Origin of the sequence: Phocaeicola sp. RTP21198st1_B8_RTP21198_201120, from assembly GCF_040929485.1 — a bacterium.
Taxonomy (GTDB): Bacteria; Bacteroidota; Bacteroidia; order Bacteroidales; family Bacteroidaceae; genus Phocaeicola; species Phocaeicola dorei.
In genome coordinates, this window is record NZ_JBCOCI010000016.1 from 55375 (window position 1) to 71991 (window position 16617).

10 protein-coding genes and 1 tRNA gene are annotated in these 16617 nt (G+C 36.8%); all 11 read left to right on the plus strand.

Going from position 1 to position 16617, the window contains the following annotated elements; translation table 11 throughout:
* Window positions 1–249: 249 nt before the first annotated feature.
* Window positions 250–1323: a CapA family protein gene (locus tag AB5935_RS09095; RefSeq protein ID WP_007836941.1), complete on the plus strand. Its 1074-nt coding sequence runs from the start codon at window positions 250–252 to the stop codon at window positions 1321–1323.
* Window positions 1324–1398: 75 nt separating this feature from the next.
* Window positions 1399–1472, plus strand: a tRNA-His gene (locus AB5935_RS09100).
* Window positions 1473–1551: 79 nt separating this feature from the next.
* Window positions 1552–2118: a sigma-70 family RNA polymerase sigma factor gene (locus AB5935_RS09105; RefSeq protein WP_007836942.1), complete on the plus strand. Its 567-nt coding sequence runs from the start codon at window positions 1552–1554 to the stop codon at window positions 2116–2118.
* 72 nt (window positions 2119–2190) lie between these two features.
* On the plus strand, window positions 2191–3270 hold the full coding sequence (locus tag AB5935_RS09110; RefSeq protein WP_007836943.1) for a FecR family protein: 1080 nt from the start codon (window positions 2191–2193) through the stop codon (window positions 3268–3270).
* A gap of 57 nt (window positions 3271–3327) precedes the next feature.
* On the plus strand, window positions 3328–6822 hold the full coding sequence (locus AB5935_RS09115) for a SusC/RagA family TonB-linked outer membrane protein (protein WP_368327401.1): 3495 nt from the start codon (window positions 3328–3330) through the stop codon (window positions 6820–6822).
* A gap of 18 nt (window positions 6823–6840) precedes the next feature.
* Complete coding sequence (locus AB5935_RS09120; RefSeq protein ID WP_007845549.1) at window positions 6841–8232, plus strand: RagB/SusD family nutrient uptake outer membrane protein; 1392 nt, start codon at window positions 6841–6843, stop codon at window positions 8230–8232.
* Window positions 8233–8243: 11 nt separating this feature from the next.
* Window positions 8244–9620, plus strand: a complete 1377-nt coding sequence (locus AB5935_RS09125; RefSeq protein ID WP_368327402.1) for a TlpA family protein disulfide reductase — start codon at window positions 8244–8246, stop codon at window positions 9618–9620.
* Between the two features lie 7 nt (window positions 9621–9627).
* On the plus strand, window positions 9628–10806 hold the full coding sequence (locus AB5935_RS09130) for a TlpA disulfide reductase family protein (protein WP_007845545.1): 1179 nt from the start codon (window positions 9628–9630) through the stop codon (window positions 10804–10806).
* A 617-nt stretch (window positions 10807–11423) separates the two neighbouring features.
* Entirely contained in the window at window positions 11424–13238 is a 1815-nt protein-coding gene (locus AB5935_RS09135; protein WP_368327403.1) for a glycoside hydrolase family 2 protein, read from the plus strand.
* A gap of 5 nt (window positions 13239–13243) precedes the next feature.
* Window positions 13244–14377 (plus strand): aldose epimerase family protein, encoded by a 1134-nt coding sequence (locus tag AB5935_RS09140; RefSeq protein WP_008652927.1) that lies wholly within the window; start codon window positions 13244–13246, stop codon window positions 14375–14377.
* A 182-nt stretch (window positions 14378–14559) separates the two neighbouring features.
* On the plus strand, window positions 14560–16617 hold a 2058-nt coding region (locus tag AB5935_RS09145; RefSeq protein WP_368327404.1), incomplete at its 3' end, for a two-component regulator propeller domain-containing protein.

The following is a 16617-nucleotide window of genomic DNA, read 5'->3' on the forward strand; positions in this document are numbered from 1 at the left end:
AAGGCATGTGTGTGATATATAAAGATTTGTTGCAAATGCTTGTAGACCCTCTTTCTAATTTTTATTTGTATTATTCGCTTGAAAAAAACGATGGTACTGCTGTTTCAGAACGGGTACAGGTTAGTGAAGCCTGTTGGCACAGTTCGGGGTTGCTCCTACGGAATTCAAGCGTATGAAAACTGTAAATTAGTGTAGAACTTTGTTCTTTACGAATTTTTTCCTATCTTGTACCCTTTAATATTAGAATAGATGAAACAGATCTTCATTCTTTTTTTGCTATGGTTTGGTTTGTCGCTATCGGCGCAAGATCAGATCTCTTTGTTGTTTGTCGGTGATTTGATGCAACATCAGGCTCAAATTGATGCAGCCAGGCAAGGAGACGGGTATAATTATAATGATTGTTTCCGTCATGTGAAGAAAGAAATAAGTGAGGCGGATATGGCTATAGGGAACTTGGAGGTGACATTGGGAGGAAAGCCTTATAGAGGGTATCCGGTGTTCAGTGCTCCGGACGAATATCTTTATGCCATAAAGGAAGCCGGATTTGATGTATTGCTGACCGCTAACAATCATTGTCTGGATAAGGGGAAACTGGGGCTGGAACGTACTATCCTGATGCTGGATTCTTTGAAAATACATCATGCTGGGACCTATAGGAACCCGGAAGAACGCCATAGGAACTACCCGTTATTGATTGAGAAAAATGGTTTTAGAATTGTATTGTTGAACTATACTTATGGAACGAATGGCTTTAAGACTGATGCTCCGAATATGGTTAATTATATTAATCGGGAACAGATAAAAAAAGATATTCTTGATGCGCGCAGGAAACTTCCTGATGTTATTATAGCCTGTATGCATTGGGGAGTGGAATATTGTTCGTTCCCTGAACGATCGGAGCGTGAACTGGCTGGCTGGTTGATTGGACAAGGAGTTGATCATGTAATAGGTTCGCATCCGCATGTACTCCAGCCTATGGAAATTGTAAAAGACTCCCGGACTCCTGCCCGGCATGTCATTGTTTATTCATTAGGTAATTTTATCTCAAATATGTCGAAAGAAAAAACGGATGGAGGAGCTATGGTGAGATTGAAGTTGCAACGGATTTTTCGAATAACTCGTTTAGCGAATTGTGAATATGCGTTGGTTTGGACTTCGAGACCAGTTTTAAGTAAAAAAAAGAACTTTGAATTATATCCTGTTACTTTTATAAATAAATCCATTCATAATGAGGAACTTAATGTGATGAAACGTTTCTTGAAAGGAACTGAGAATTTATTAGGGAAATCGAATGGAGGCATAAAAGAGTATTTTTTTGAATAATTTTTCCTCAAAAAGTTTGCGGATATAAAAAAAAACAGTACCTTTGCATCGCTTTCGAAAGGAAAGCCTAACATGGTGACTATAGTTCAGTCGGTTAGAGCGTCAGATTGTGGTTCTGAATGTCGTGGGTTCGAATCCCACTAGTCACCCTTTAACATATGAAAGGTTCTGTAAATCTAATGATTTATAGAACCTTTTTTTAGTTTTTATATCTATTAGTGTATTATCATGGTGATAAATTTAAAAGATAATAGCGAAAAGGATAAGTATATCTTGGAGTTGTTCCGGACATCTCCCAAGGAGGCTTTTCGTTTATTATTTGATGCTTATCACATGAAATTATGTATATATGCAGTGCAACTGACCGATTCTTTTGAGATGGCTGAAGATATTGTGCAGGATTTCTTTATCTATTTTTGGGAGAAGAAATATTACTTGAAAATAAATCAAAATCTTCGTTACTATCTTTATTTGTCTGTGCGGAATGCGGCAATCAATACTTTACAGAAAAATAACATGTTATCTATGGAGGAACTCTCAGGTCTTGATATGAGTATTCCTGAAGAGTCTATAGATGAAGAGGAGCAAGAGGAACGAAATAAGTTATTATTGGAAAAATTACAAAAATTACCTCGTCAGGAATTACAAGTAGTGAGAGCTGTCATTATGGAAAATAAGAAATATAAAGAAGCGGCTGAAGAACTCCATATTTCTGTGAATACCCTAAAAACTCATCTGACAAGAGCCTTGAGACAATTAAGAAAAGAATACAATCTACACTCACTGTTTTACTAAAATTAAATTTTTCTTCTTTTCCTGTCACCCATTTATTAATTTGGGCTCTCTTTTATTAAAAGAAAGTAATCGATGAACAAAGAGAATCCAAAAAAGAACAAAAAGTCTTTTGAGTATTATATAGCGCAGCGAAAAGAAGAATTTCGTTGTCAATATGATCATGAACGTTCATGGGAAAACCTGCAATACAAGCTTGAAAAAAGAAGGAAACGCCGTATCAGTTTATATTGTGTAGCGGCATCAGCGGCTCTTCTTTTTCTTATTTTAGGAATTAGTCATATATTCTCTCTCCACAATAACACGCAAAACAAGGAGGCTGTAGTGGCTGCTGTGATTTCATTTCCGGAAACAGGCAGCCGCAAGGCTATCCTTACTTTAGAGAATGGAGAAAAAGTGGACTTGTCTGTTAAAAAAGGTACTATTTCTAATGTAAATTCTACTGTAATCAATAATAATGCCAATCAATTATTGACTTATAGAAAAGTGGAAGAGGTTTCTTCAACTCCTCAGATTAATACACTGGCTATTCCAAGAGGAGGGGAATATCAGTTGATTTTATCGGATGGAACAAGGATATGGATGAATGCTGAAAGTCTTTTACGTTATCCAACTTCTTTCGTTGGAGAAAAAAGAGAAGTATTTCTAGAAGGGGAAGCTTTTTTTGAAGTGGCGAAAGATGCTAAACATCCTTTTATAGTTCATACAAACAGACATTCGGTGGAGGTACTTGGTACAAGTTTTAATATATCTGCTTATCCTGATTATAAGGTATATACAACTCTTGCAGAAGGGCGTATTAAAGTAAGTACAGCTAAAGTTTCGGTTGTGTTAAATCCTGACCAACAAGCGGTTATTGAACTGGATAATGATGATATAGTGACACGTGATGTGCCTGCTTATCTATTTACTTCTTGGGCGAAGGGAAATTATGAGTTTCGTAATACGTCTTTGTCTGAAATTGTTGCCCAACTGTCACGGTGGTATAATGTAGATATCTATTTTAAAAATGAATCTTTGAAAGATAAAAGATTTGCAGGTATCATCTTCAGAGATGAAGAGTTAAATTTTGCTATTGAAGTAATTGAGAGAGTGTCTAATGTACATTTTACCCGCGAAGGAGAAACGATTTACATTGAAGATAAGCACGAATGAGAAAGTAAAATGATAGGAGAGAATTGACTTTTTTTAATAATAAATCAACAAACAATTATGAGTACAAAACTTTTGAGCGAAACTATCTGTCGCAAAGGCCTCATGGTGAAATGCTTTGTTGCATTGATAGTATTTTGTTGTTCGGTGGGTGAAGCATTTGCCCAAACGGATACTAAAGTGACTATCAATGTGAACAATGTTTTAATCAGAACAGCCTTGGATCAACTGCAAAGGGAAGCAAAGATCCATTTTGTTTACGATGAAGAAAATATTGATTCAGGAAAACGGGTAAGTTTATTTTACACCAAAACTTCTTTGAATGCGGTTTTGGACGATTTTTGTAAACAGACTTCATTACGATATGAAGTAAAAAGAAATTTGATTCTTATTTTACCTTCAAAGGCTGAGAAAACAACCGGAAAACATGAACCCTTTTATATGACAGGTGTGGTTATGGATGAAACCGGAGAAAGTATTATTGGGGCTACCATTATGATTGGAGGTACAAGTCAGGGTACTGTAACCGATATAGACGGTCGGTATAGTTTGCAGGTTACTCCTGGTGATTTAGTGTCATTTACTTTTGTTGGAATGGCAGATAAAGTAGTCAAGGTACAAGCTGGTAAGAAAGTGGTGAATGTGAAAATGGAAACTAATGCCACTGCACTGGCGGATGTTGTAGTAACTGGCTATCAGACTTTGTCCAAAGAACGAGCAACAGGATCTTATTCTGTGATTTCAGAGAAAAGTACGAAGGGTAAATTGGAAACGGATGTGTTGTCACGTATTGAAGGATTGGTAGCAGGTATAAATAAAACTTCAAGCAACAGTAATGATGTTGTTATTCGTGGTATTACTACTTATATGGGAAATACAAAGCCATTGTATGTGGTTGATGGTATGCCTTATGAAGGTGATTTAGCATCAATAAATCCTACAGATGTACAAAATATAACAGTATTGAAGGATGCTGCTGCAAGTTCTATTTATGGTGCCCGTGCGGCTAATGGTGTAATTGTTATTACAACTAAACGTGGACAGGAAGGTAAAACTAAAGTAAGTTATAATGGTAGTATTAAGTTGTCTCCAAAACCGGATTTTGATTATTTGAATTTGATGAGTAGTTCCGAGCTGGTAGATATGCAGATTGAGGGGTTTGATTATTATCATACGGCTTATGAGAATTTGAATAAGCGTCAAGCTGTAAATCCGGTAGTTAGCTTATTGTATCAGCATGAACGAGGTCAACTGACAGATGGTCAATTGGCAGATGCTCTGTTACCTTATCGTACAAATGATAATCGTAAACAAATAGAAGATGAATTTGCGCGTGTAGGTATTGTTCATCAGCATAATTTAGCTATTTCTGGTGGATCTAATAAAAATCGATACATGGCTACTGTTAATTATATGGGTGATTATGGTAATCAAAAGTATCAAAGTAAAGATCGTATTGGATTTAGCCTAAAAGATGATGTGGATTTTTTTGATTGGTTATCGGCTGATTTTGGAGTTACAGGAAGCTTTTATCGTTCAAAGGGTGATAATGGAGCAGGTAGTTATAGCAGCTTGATGAGTAGTTATCCTAGTTATTATATGTTAAGGGATTTACAGGGAAATCCACTAGATTTTCAACGTACTAAATCAGATTATGAATTGCAACGTTTGCAAAGTATAGGTTTGATGGATGAAACATATAGTCCGATAAAGAATCGTGCAGAAGAAAGCTATCATAATAATTCCAATTATTATCGTTTGCATGCAGGATTGAAATTTAAAATTCTAGAAGGTCTTAATATTGATTTAAAATATCAGACAGAAGGGACTTATGATAAAAATCGTACTTTATATAGTAATATGTCATATAAAGTGCGTAATATGATAAATGATGCAGCTCAATATGATGCGGCAACAGGAAGCCTTACACTGAATGTCCCTAAAGGTGGCCAATTGGATGAAAGTCGTTATGAATCTTATTCGTATACAATGCGTGCTCAGGTGAACTTTAATCGTATATTGGGAAAACATGCTATATCTGCGTTGGGCGGTGCTGAACGTCGGTTGGTGCGTCGTACTGGTGCGCAGAATTATTATATGGGATATGATGATAATAGTTTGGGAGTAAAACCTATAAATCCGTTAGTTATGTCTCCTATTAATGGTACTGAAGCTTTGTTGGGGTCGTTTAATTGGGTCTATGGTGAATATAATGCATTGACTCATACAGAAGACCGATATGTTTCTTTTTATGCTAATGGTTCATATACATTTGACGAACGTTATTCATTAACTGGAAGTATTCGTATCGATCAATCTAATTTATTTGGTACTGATCCTAAATATCAGTATCGTCCGTTGTGGTCCGTTGGTGGTAGTTGGCAGATAGCTAATGAGCCTTTTATGGAAGATTGCACGTGGTTGAATCGTTTGAACTTGCGTATGACTTATGGTGTGGGTGGTAATGTTCCTAAAAATGCAGGACCGTATATGACTGTGGTTGATAGCGGATATAATGATTGGGTTGGAGATTTTGGTTCGTATATAAAGAATCCACCCAATTCTCAACTTCGTTGGGAGAAAACGGCTTCTACCAATGTGGGGCTTGATTTTTCTGTATTCAATTCTCGTTTAAGCGGTAGTATTGATTATTATTATAAGAAAACGACGGACTTGTTAGGAAATCGTAATGCGGATCCGACTTTAGGTTGGGCAAGTTTATTGCAAAATTATGGCTCGATGTTTAATAGAGGTGTAGAATTGTCATTACAGAGTGTAAATATTCAAAATAAGAATTTTACTTGGGGGACAAATTTAATGTTTAGTTATAATAAAAATGAATTGACTAATTTAGAAGGTACGAAAGAAACGGTTTTTTATTATAGTGCATATAATGTAGCAGCTGTTGGTTACCCTATTAATAGTGTCTTTAGTTATCGTTATGCAGGACTTAATCCGACAAATGGGAATGTGTTGGTGTATAATAAAGAAGGAGAAAAAGTTTCAAAAGTAAGTTCTATTGATGATATGGTGTATTCTGGAACTCGTACTCCAAAGTATACGGCATCATTGAAAAATTTCTTCTCTTATCGTGATTTTGATTTTTCATTTATGTTTGTATATTATGGTGGTCATGTGTTACGTGATGTTGTAGCTGGATATATGGGTGGTGCACCGAGTGCGAATCTTACTCGTAAGGCTTTAAACCATTGGAGGAAACCGGGGGATGAAAATATTCCAGGAGTAGCTCCGTCTTTCAATAGGAATATTTATTATACAGATGCTCAGACATGGTATTCGGCAGACATTCATGTAAAAAAGGCAGATTATATCAAATTGAGAGATATCTCATTGAGTTACAATTTGCCAAAGAATTGGTTGAGGAAATATTTTATAGAATCGGCCGCAGTGACTTGTCAAATTAGTAATGTGTGGTGGTGGGCTGCTAACGGAGATATTGATCCGGAAGCGTATACTACATCGGGGTATGGATGGGGAGCATTGACTCTTCCGAATCCTACTACTTATACAATTGGTTTGTCCCTTAATTTTTAAATGATTGAATAGATAAATATGAAATTATATAAATTTTTACTTTGTGCATGTTTGGCGTTACCTATAATGTCATGTGATGATTATTTGGATATACAACCTAAAGGGATTGTAATTCCGGAAAAGAGTGAAGACTATGAACGTTTATTGAATTATGCTCAATTGCTAAAAGCTTCAGAATCATATCCTAACTTTATGACAGATGATGTTTTCATGCCTTATGAAGATGATATGACTGGAGGATTTGTTTCTCTGGAGTTGCCGAACCAGCATTTATATGCGTTTAATAGTGAAATCTTTGGAGAAGGAGAGAGTGACGGTCTTTGGGAATACTCCTATAATCGTATTTATTATTATAACGTAGTTATTGATGATATAATGGGAGCTACTCAAGATACTGAAGAACATAAAAAGCAATTGAGGGCTGAAGCATTGGTTGGGCGTGCTTTTGAGTATTTGACTTTGGTTAATGCTTATGCTAATCATTACGATCCGTCGACTGCTGCTACAGATCCTGGCGTTCCATTGATGTTGGATAAAAATATCAATAAAACAAATTTGCAGCGCGCTACAGTGCAGGAAGTATATGATCAAATTAAGACAGATCTGGATGAGGCTGCTCCTAATTTACCGGAAAAACCGGTGTTGAATGCCTATCGTGCATCTAAGCCGGTGGGGTACGGGATGTTGGCACGTATGTATCTTTATATGGGAGATTACAAAAAAGCTTTGGAGAATGCGGTGATCTCATTACAGAATAATTCAACTTTGATGAGTCTTTTCCCGTATAAAGTAGTGGATCGTGATAAATATATTGGTAGGATCGATGTTCCGGATGGAGATGAGAATCCGGAAAATATTTATATTCGTTTGGCTCCATGGACTTTTGGATTTAGTGCTACTGCATATGCTTCTGAAGAATTGGCGTCCTTGTATGATCAGGAAAGGGATCAGCGTTATCTGTTGTATTTTACGAAATATTTAGGTGGAATAGATTTGGATTATCCTCTTTGGGCACCTTATATTTATGCCAACATGGCTATGTCTACTCCGGAAATGTATCTGATAGCAGCAGAGTGTGAAGCTCGTATAGGTAGTAAAGACAAAGCTATGGAATATATTAACACCTTGCGTGATAGTCGTATTATTGATAATGTACCTTTGGTTGCAAATGATAACAAGGATGCATTGGTAAAAGTCTTGGAGGAAAGAAGACGGGAAATGCCTATGCTTGGCTGTACCCGCTTGATTGACTTGAAACGTTTGAATCGTGAACCTGAATTTGCAAAGACTATTGTGCATGAGGTGAATGGTGTAGAGTACAAATTGGAACCCAATAGTCCTAAATATATTTTGCCTATTCCACCCACTGTACTTCGTTTTAATCCTGATATGATTCCTAACATAAGATAAAAGATATTTTAATGAAAAAATTAACGATTATGATGGCAACAGCAGCATTATGCTGTTGCCTGGGTTCCTGCAACAGTGGAACTAAGCAAGAATTGGCGAATACTGTTCATTTGAAAGGTCAGTTGCTTGATATGGGTAGCCAGAATGTGCGTATGAGATTTGACGGAGCGGCATCTATGCTAGGCGATAGCCGGGATATTTTGTTGAAAACGGATGCTTCCGGTCATTTTGATACTACTTTTGTACTTAAAGAACCGACATATTATACTATCAGCCGCAACACATTGTATCTTACTCCAGGAGATGACATGACTATCAAAGTAACTCAGACAAATACAGAAGCGGAATTCTCGGGAATCGGAGCCGAAGCCAATAATTACATGAAGTTCCGTCTTTTCCCGAAAGGAGGTTCTTATCTGGAAGCCGGTGGTAACTTGCGTGGAGATTTTGTATCCACTAAAGCGTTGGTTGACAGCTTGGCCGCTATACGTATGCATACATTGGATACGTTAAGTAATGTGTCTGATGCATTTAAAAAGCTGGAAACAGCACGGATCAAAGCGGATATTATTAATAGTTATATCTGTTATGCAAGTTATTCAAGGATGTTTGCCGGAGTGAAGAATGAAGAAGAGATGCGGGCTAAATGGAATGAATTTAATGTTTCATTAACTCAGGATGTAACTCCGCTATATAAGGAGATTATGAATGAAGATATGCTGAATGTAGCTGTGGTGCGCGATGTTTTGTCTTATCAGGAAGATTCTACATTAGCTTCTCTTTGGTTTAAAGATATTTCCATTCCTGCGCGTACTACGGAATTATATGCTTGTGCTAAAATAGTTGATAATCTGAGAAATGAAGCTTCTGAACAGACTGTGAATGAGGCGAAGGCATTTTTGCAAACAGTGAAGAATGCTGATTTCGTGACAGAAATTGAAGGAAAGATTGTTCAAGCTTCCAAGTTGCTTCCCGGACAACCTGCCATTGATTTTGAGATGTTGGATGTGGAAGGCAATGTGAAGCATCTTGCAGATTTTAGGGGTAAGGTGATTTATATTGATTTATGGGCAACTTGGTGTGGTCCTTGCATTCAGGAATCTCCGGCATTTGAGGCTTTAGGTAAGAAATATGCGGGTAAGGATATTGTTTTGCTTCCGGTTTCTACAGATACTACAACGAAACCTTGGTTAAGGTACTTGGATGGACATAAGAAAGAATTGACTCAATATCATTCCAATGATGTTGCTTTAAAAGAAAGTTGGGCTATCATGTATATTCCTCGTTTTATTTTGATTGACAAGGATTTCAATATTGTGAATGCATACGCTCCACGTCCGTCAAGTGAAGAGATTGGTACTTTGATTGATTCTGTTCTTAATAAATAGTAAATTTATGATTTATAAAAAATATCTATTATTAGGCGTTTCTTTATGCATGTTAAATGCTTGCAATGAGTCTAAGTCTGTGTCTTTAGAGGGTAGTCTTGATGGAATCCAGGCTGATTCTATCTATTTATATCAAGTGGACAATGAGCATTATGGTAGTGTGAAACTGATTAAATCTATTGCTGTTACCGATGGTAGATTTGCTTATCCCACTGATTCTATACAAGTCGGTCTTTATTGTTTCTCTTTGCAGAATATGGAGCGTGGGGAGTATTTACAGCAATACGCTAATTTGTTTTTGGAACCCAAATCCATGCAGCTTACCTTAGGCAAGGATAAGTATGACCAACTGAGTTTACATGCTACAGGGTCTGCATTGCAGGAGCAATACGAAGCTTTGCTAGAAGCGAAATATATAGCAGGTAATCGTACGGTTCTCGATTCTTTGGATCATATGTTCTATGCGGCTCGTGAAAAAGGAGATCGTGAGGAAATGGAGCGTATCCGGGAGGTTTCCAGTCCTTATTATGAGAGTGCCTCGGAACAGACCCGTAAACTGATAAATGAGGAAATTGCTAAAAATAAAGGCTCATACTTCGGTTTGTATCTTTATTATACCTATCGCTTCCAAAATCATACTTTTAATACAGTTAAAGAGATTGATGAGGCACGTAACTTCATAGGCGGTTTTGATGAGGTGTCCAAGCAAAGTGGTATATATGTAAAAATGCAAGAAGGTTTGGATAAATTTGCTAAGTGTGCTACCGGCAGTGTTGCTCCTGCTATAACAGGAATTGATTTGAAAGGAAATTCTGTCAGTTTGAACGATTTCAAGGGTAAATATGTTCTAGTCGATTTTTGGTTTGCCGGTTGTAGTTGGTGCCGTAAGGAAACTCCTTATCTGTTGAAGACGTACAATGCTTTCAAAGATAAAGGATTTACTATTTATGGTGTGTCTACAGACCGTCGTGAGGAAGATTGGAAAAAGGCTATTGAAGAAGACAAGAGCTATTGGAATCAGGTTCTGTTGCGGAAAGACGATGTGAAGGATGTGTTGGAATCATATTGTATTGTCGGTTTCCCACATATAATTTTAGTAGATCCGGAAGGTAAAATTGTAGCGAAGGAGTTGCGTGGAGATGATCTTTATAATACCGTCAAAAAGTTTGTAAACGGAGCAAAATAAAGAAATGTGTTTTTTAACAAATAAAGCAGTAGGCTGGGAATGTCCAGTCTACTGTTTTTTCTTTTATGAAATATGGAGCTTTTTGAAGGAATGATATTGTTTTATTATAGGTAGTGGTATTCCGTATTGTATTTATTTTTTAAATAAATCTAATGCATGACCCATATTTCTCTAATGTTTTCCTTTTAGAGAACTTATTCTCTGTCGGATAGGTTAAAAGTTTATCTTTGTACCATTATTCAGAAAAGAAATTTATTGATAAAATAGACATAAAAGGATCAAAACGTATAAGTATTGTAAGCGTACAATACTTTTAGGAGGTCTCGTTGGATGCTTGTGTTCAGATTTAAGGCGAGACCACCTTATTCTCGTAGAGAATTTAGATTTTAATTTAGATGATACTTGCTCGTGATGAGTAGGTATCATTTGTTTTTTAGTCTATTCTGTATGGAAATGGCTTGTAAGATTATACATAGAAGATAGAATAATTAGATCACTCTGCCGTTGAAATGGAGGATTTGAGCGGATTATTTTAATTATTGGAAGAATTGTTCTATCCTTTAAAGCATATTGCTTCTATCTTTGCCATACTGAGAAAAACATTAAATTACACTATTATGAAGAATTTTCTTATCTTATCTCTGTTGTTAGCCTTTTTGACTACGGAAGTATGTGCGCAGTGGAAACCGGCTGGTGACAAGATCAAAACACAGTGGGCAAATAAAATAAATACCTCTGCCGTATTGCCTGAATATCCACGTCCTATAATGGAACGTAATGAATGGAAGAACTTGAATGGTTTGTGGGAGTATGCTATCACCGATTTGGGAGGAAATGTTCCGGCGCATTTTGACGGGCAGATTTTGGTACCTTTTGCAGTGGAATCTTCTTTATCAGGTGTGGGACAAAGAGTCGGTGCAAAAAAGGAATTATGGTATTCCCGTTCATTTGAAGTGCCTGTTGCTTGGAAAAATAAAAATGTATTACTTCATTTCGGTGCTGTGGACTGGAAAGCAGATATTTGGGTAAATGATGTGAAGGTTGGTAGTCATACTGGTGGTTTTACTCCGTTTTCTTTTGATATCACTGCAGCGTTGTCTGGTAAGGGAAATAATAGATTAGTAGTAAAAGTTTGGGACCCTACGGATGAAGGGTATCAGCCTAGAGGTAAACAGGTGAATAATCCGGAGGGTATTTGGTATACTCCTGTGACTGGCATTTGGCAGACTGTTTGGCTGGAACCGGTTACTGCCAGGCATATTGAAGAACTTCGAATCACACCGGATATTGATCAACACTTACTGACTGTAAAAGCCCATTTGAATATGAGGGCACCTTCCGATCTGATTGAAGTAAACGTATATGACGGCAATCAGTTGGTTGCCACTGGGAAAAGTATTAATGATGAAGCTGTGGTCATATCTATGCCGGGAGATGCTAAATTATGGAGCCCTGATTTTCCTTTTTTGTATACTTTAAAGGTTACGTTGAAAAGCGATAATAAAATATTGGATCAGGTGAACAGTTATGCAGCTATGCGCAAATACTCTACGAAACGTGATGCTAATGGAATTGTACGTTTAGAACTGAATAACCAACCTTTGTTCCAGTTCGGACCATTGGATCAGGGATGGTGGCCTGATGGATTGTATACCGCTCCCACTGATGAGGCTTTAGTATATGATATACAAAAGACTAAAGACTTAGGATTCAATATGATACGTAAACATATTAAAGTGGAACCGGCCCGTTGGTATACTCATTGTGATCAATTGGGAATTATTGTGTGGCAGGATATGCCTAGCGGTGATCGTAATCCGGAGTGGCAGAACCGCAAATATTTTGAAGGTACGGAAAAAAAGCGTTCGGCGGTTTCTGAGGCTTGTTACCGTAAAGAATGGAAAGAAATTATGGATTGCTTGTATTCTTATCCATGTATCGGAACATGGGTTCCGTTCAATGAGGCATGGGGGCAATTCAAGACTCCGGAAATTGCAGAATGGACTAAAGAATATGATCCGACCCGTCTGGTAAATCCTGCAAGTGGAGGTAACCATTATACTTGTGGCGATATGCTTGACTTGCATAATTATCCTGCTCCCGAAATGTATCTGTATGATGCCCAGCGAGCGAATGTTTTGGGAGAGTACGGTGGTATCGGTTGGGTAGTGAAAAATCATATCTGGGAACCGGATCGTAACTGGGGATATATACAGTTTAATTCTTCCAAAGAAGTAACTGATGAGTATATAAAATATACAGATATGCTTTATGACCTGATAACCAGGGGATTCTCGGTGGCTGTTTATACTCAGACTACGGATGTGGAGGTGGAAGTGAACGGACTGATGACTTATGATCGTAAGGTGATTAAAGTAGATGAAAAACGAGTGAGAGAAGCCAACGCACGTATCTGTAAATCATTAAAGTAAGGAATATGAATAAGCTGTTCTTTTGGGTATGTGCAGTCCTTATGACTGCATGTACTTCTTATAAAAATGATGAGGTCTTGACTGAATCCGGTTTAAGTAAAAGTCGTTTTCAAACGGAGATAAATGGTGAGAAAACTGATCTGTTTGTATTGAAGAATAAAAATAAGATGGAAGTTTGTATCACTAACTATGGCGGTCGTATTGTTTCTGTTATGGTTCCTGATAAAGATGGAATAATGAGGGATGTAGTATTGGGTTTTGATTCCATACAGGACTATATCAAATATCCGTCGGATTTTGGAGCAAGTATAGGGCGTTATGCCAACCGTATAAATCAGGGACGTTTTTCATTGGATGGGATAGTATACCAATTGCCTCGAAACAATTACGGACATTGTTTGCATGGAGGTCCTCAAGGATTTCAATATCGTATTTATAGAGGTATTCAAGTGAGTGACAGAGAGGTGAAACTGACTTACTTGTCTAAAAATGGTGAAGAGGGTTTTCCTGGAAATTTGAATTGTACTGTTATAATGAAATTGACGGACGATAATGCTATTGATATTCAGTATGAAGCAGAAACGGATAAACCGACTGTTGTAAACATGACCAATCATTCTTATTTTAATTTAGATGGAGATCCGTCAAAAGATAATTCTGATTATTTATTGACTTTGAACGCGGATTATTATACTCCTGTTGACAGTACTTTTATGACGACTGGAGAAATTGTTCCGGTTGAGGGTACTCCTATGGATTTCAGACTTCCTGCTGTCATTGGAACTCGTATTAATCAAGATTTTGAACAATTAAGATATGGGAATGGCATTGATCATAATTGGGTATTGAATACTAAGGGGGATATTCATCAAGTTTGTGCCACATTGGAGTCACCTGTTACGGGGATTGTACTCAATGTTTATACTGACGAGCCGGGTATTCAGGTTTATTGTGGTAATTTTCTAGATGGGACATTGACGGGTAAAAAAAATACAATATATAATTTTCGGGCCTCTGTGTGCTTGGAAACGCAAAAATATCCCGATACACCTAATAAGGCAGACTGGCCTACGGCAGTAGTGAGACCAGGAGAAAAATATCAAAGTCATTGTATTTACAAGTTTTCGGTACATAAATAATGTATGTTAAGGTAGAAGGAATTGTGGAATATAACATTTGGGATAAATAAGATTCAGAGAGGAAGAGTCCTGAAAGAAGCGGTGAGGGCAAACACTGGTTCTTTTGGGACTTTTTCCGGATAATTATTGATATGGAGAATTTAATCTTTAATTTTGTACTCTCTAAACTAAATTGATATACTATGAAAAGAATATTCATAATAGGACTTCTTTTTTTATATGCATTTACTCTTTACTCTCAAAGTAATATCCGATATTATTTCAAAACATTGGATATTCAAGACGGACTCTCGCAAAACACGGTGAACGCTATTTTGCAAGATAAACAAGGTTTCATGTGGTTTGGAACAAAAGATGGTTTGAATCGTTTTGATGGCCTGAGTTTTCGTATTTTCAAAAAAGAGAATTCTGCTTTAGGAAATAATTTTATCACTGCACTTCATGAGGATAAAGAAGGAAATATTTGGGTTGGAACAGATGCAGGCGTTTATGTGTATAATCCTTTATTAGAAGACTTTACAGTATTTGATAGAGTTAGTGACACAGGTGATATGATTAGTCGTGCTGTGACTCGTATTGAAAGTGATGAAGATAGTGATATATGGATTTCCGTGGATTATCAAGGATTGTTTCATTTTGATCGTGTGCAAGATCGGTTAATTAATTGTCTGCATAGAGATAAGCGTAAGAACCAATTGGCCAATGTTACGCGTTTTTGGTTTGAGGAAAAACTATGTTGGGTCAGTTTATATGACGACAACCTATATTATACAAAAGATAATTTTAAGACATTGTTTCCCTTTCAGGATTCTGAAGGAAAAGAGCCTTTTAAAGATGATATCATTAATACTTGGATTATGGGTCCCCATAATTGTTGGTATATCGGTTCTTCTAATGGTTTGACTGAAATTAATCTGACAACAGGGCGGGTAAGGCGTTTGTTGAATTATTATGTGCGTGATTTAGGCTTTAAATCGGATAAGGAATTATGGGTAGGTACGGAGTCGGGGCTATATATTTATGATTTGGAAAAAGGTGAAATAGCTCATCTCACTGTTTCAAACGGGAATGATTCTTATGCTTTAGCCGATAATGCTATTTATTCTATATGCCGTGATAATGAGGGAGGAATGTGGATCGGATCTTATTTTGGCGGGGTCAATTACTATCCGCGTCAATGGACTTATTTTGAAAAATTCTACCCTCGTGATGATATTAAAAATTTTGGGCGTAGGGTACGTGAATTCTGTGAAAGTAATGATGGTACTGTTTGGATTGGTACTGAAGATAAGGGATTATTTCATTTTTATCCGGAAAGTGGAAAGATTGAAGAATTCTCACATCCTTCTATTTATCAAAATGTTCATGGTTTATGTTTGGACGGTGATGATTTGTGGGTAGGCACTTTTTCCGGAGGTTTAAGCCGTATTGATTTGCTTACGAAGCAAGTAAGACACTATCAAAAAGGTATAAGCCCAAATTCTTTGGATGCCAATAATGTATTCTCTATTTGTAAAACTACATCTGGTGACTTATGGATTGGCACTACATCTGGATTGCTGCGATATAATCGTGATACAGATGATTTTACTAGGATGCCGGAACTAGCTAATATGTTTGTTTATAAAATATTGGAGGATTTTAATGGGAATTTGTGGCTGGCAACTTATTCTAACGGTGTTTTTCGTTATGATGTGAATAAGAAAGAATGGAAGAATTTTATTTTTCACAAGAACGATTCCACTTCATTACCTTATGATAAAGTAATCAGTATTTGTGAAGATAGTCGTAAGCGGTTATGGTTTATGACACAAGGGGCGGGTTTTTGCCGTTTTAATCCGGAAAATGAAAGCTTTACTCGTTTTGATATGTCGAAAGGTTTTCCTAGTAATATCATTTATCGGATGGTAGAGGATAATCGGGGGAATTTATGGTTGACAACTAATAATGGTTTGGTTTGTTTCAATCCGGAAACAGATGATAAACGAGTTTATACTACAGCAAACGGATTGCTAAGTAACCAGTTTAATTATCAGTCTGGGTATAAAGATAAGATGGGACGTATCTATTTAGGTAGTATAAATGGTTTTATCACTTTTGATCCATCTACTTTTGTAGAAAATACTTTTGTTCCACCAGTTGTCATTACAGATTTCTTCTTATTCCTCAAATCCGCAACTAAGCCCTTGAACGTCCTTATTGCGTTTACACGTCCTCTCATTACTGAATTTGCAGATAAT

Bases quoted from the DNA above. Each gene is read 5' to 3' on its own strand.
- AB5935_RS09095 (WP_007836941.1), top strand. From the start codon at position 250: ATGAAACAGATCTTCATTCTTTTTTTGCTATGGTTTGGTTTGTCGCTA.
- AB5935_RS09105 (WP_007836942.1), top strand. From the start codon at position 1,552: ATGGTGATAAATTTAAAAGATAATAGCGAAAAGGATAAGTATATCTTG.
- AB5935_RS09110 (WP_007836943.1), top strand. From the start codon at position 2,191: ATGAACAAAGAGAATCCAAAAAAGAACAAAAAGTCTTTTGAGTATTAT.
- AB5935_RS09115 (WP_368327401.1), top strand. From the start codon at position 3,328: ATGAGTACAAAACTTTTGAGCGAAACTATCTGTCGCAAAGGCCTCATG.
- AB5935_RS09120 (WP_007845549.1), top strand. From the start codon at position 6,841: ATGAAATTATATAAATTTTTACTTTGTGCATGTTTGGCGTTACCTATA.
- AB5935_RS09125 (WP_368327402.1), top strand. From the start codon at position 8,244: ATGAAAAAATTAACGATTATGATGGCAACAGCAGCATTATGCTGTTGC.
- AB5935_RS09130 (WP_007845545.1), top strand. From the start codon at position 9,628: ATGATTTATAAAAAATATCTATTATTAGGCGTTTCTTTATGCATGTTA.
- AB5935_RS09135 (WP_368327403.1), top strand. From the start codon at position 11,424: ATGAAGAATTTTCTTATCTTATCTCTGTTGTTAGCCTTTTTGACTACG.
- AB5935_RS09140 (WP_008652927.1), top strand. From the start codon at position 13,244: ATGAATAAGCTGTTCTTTTGGGTATGTGCAGTCCTTATGACTGCATGT.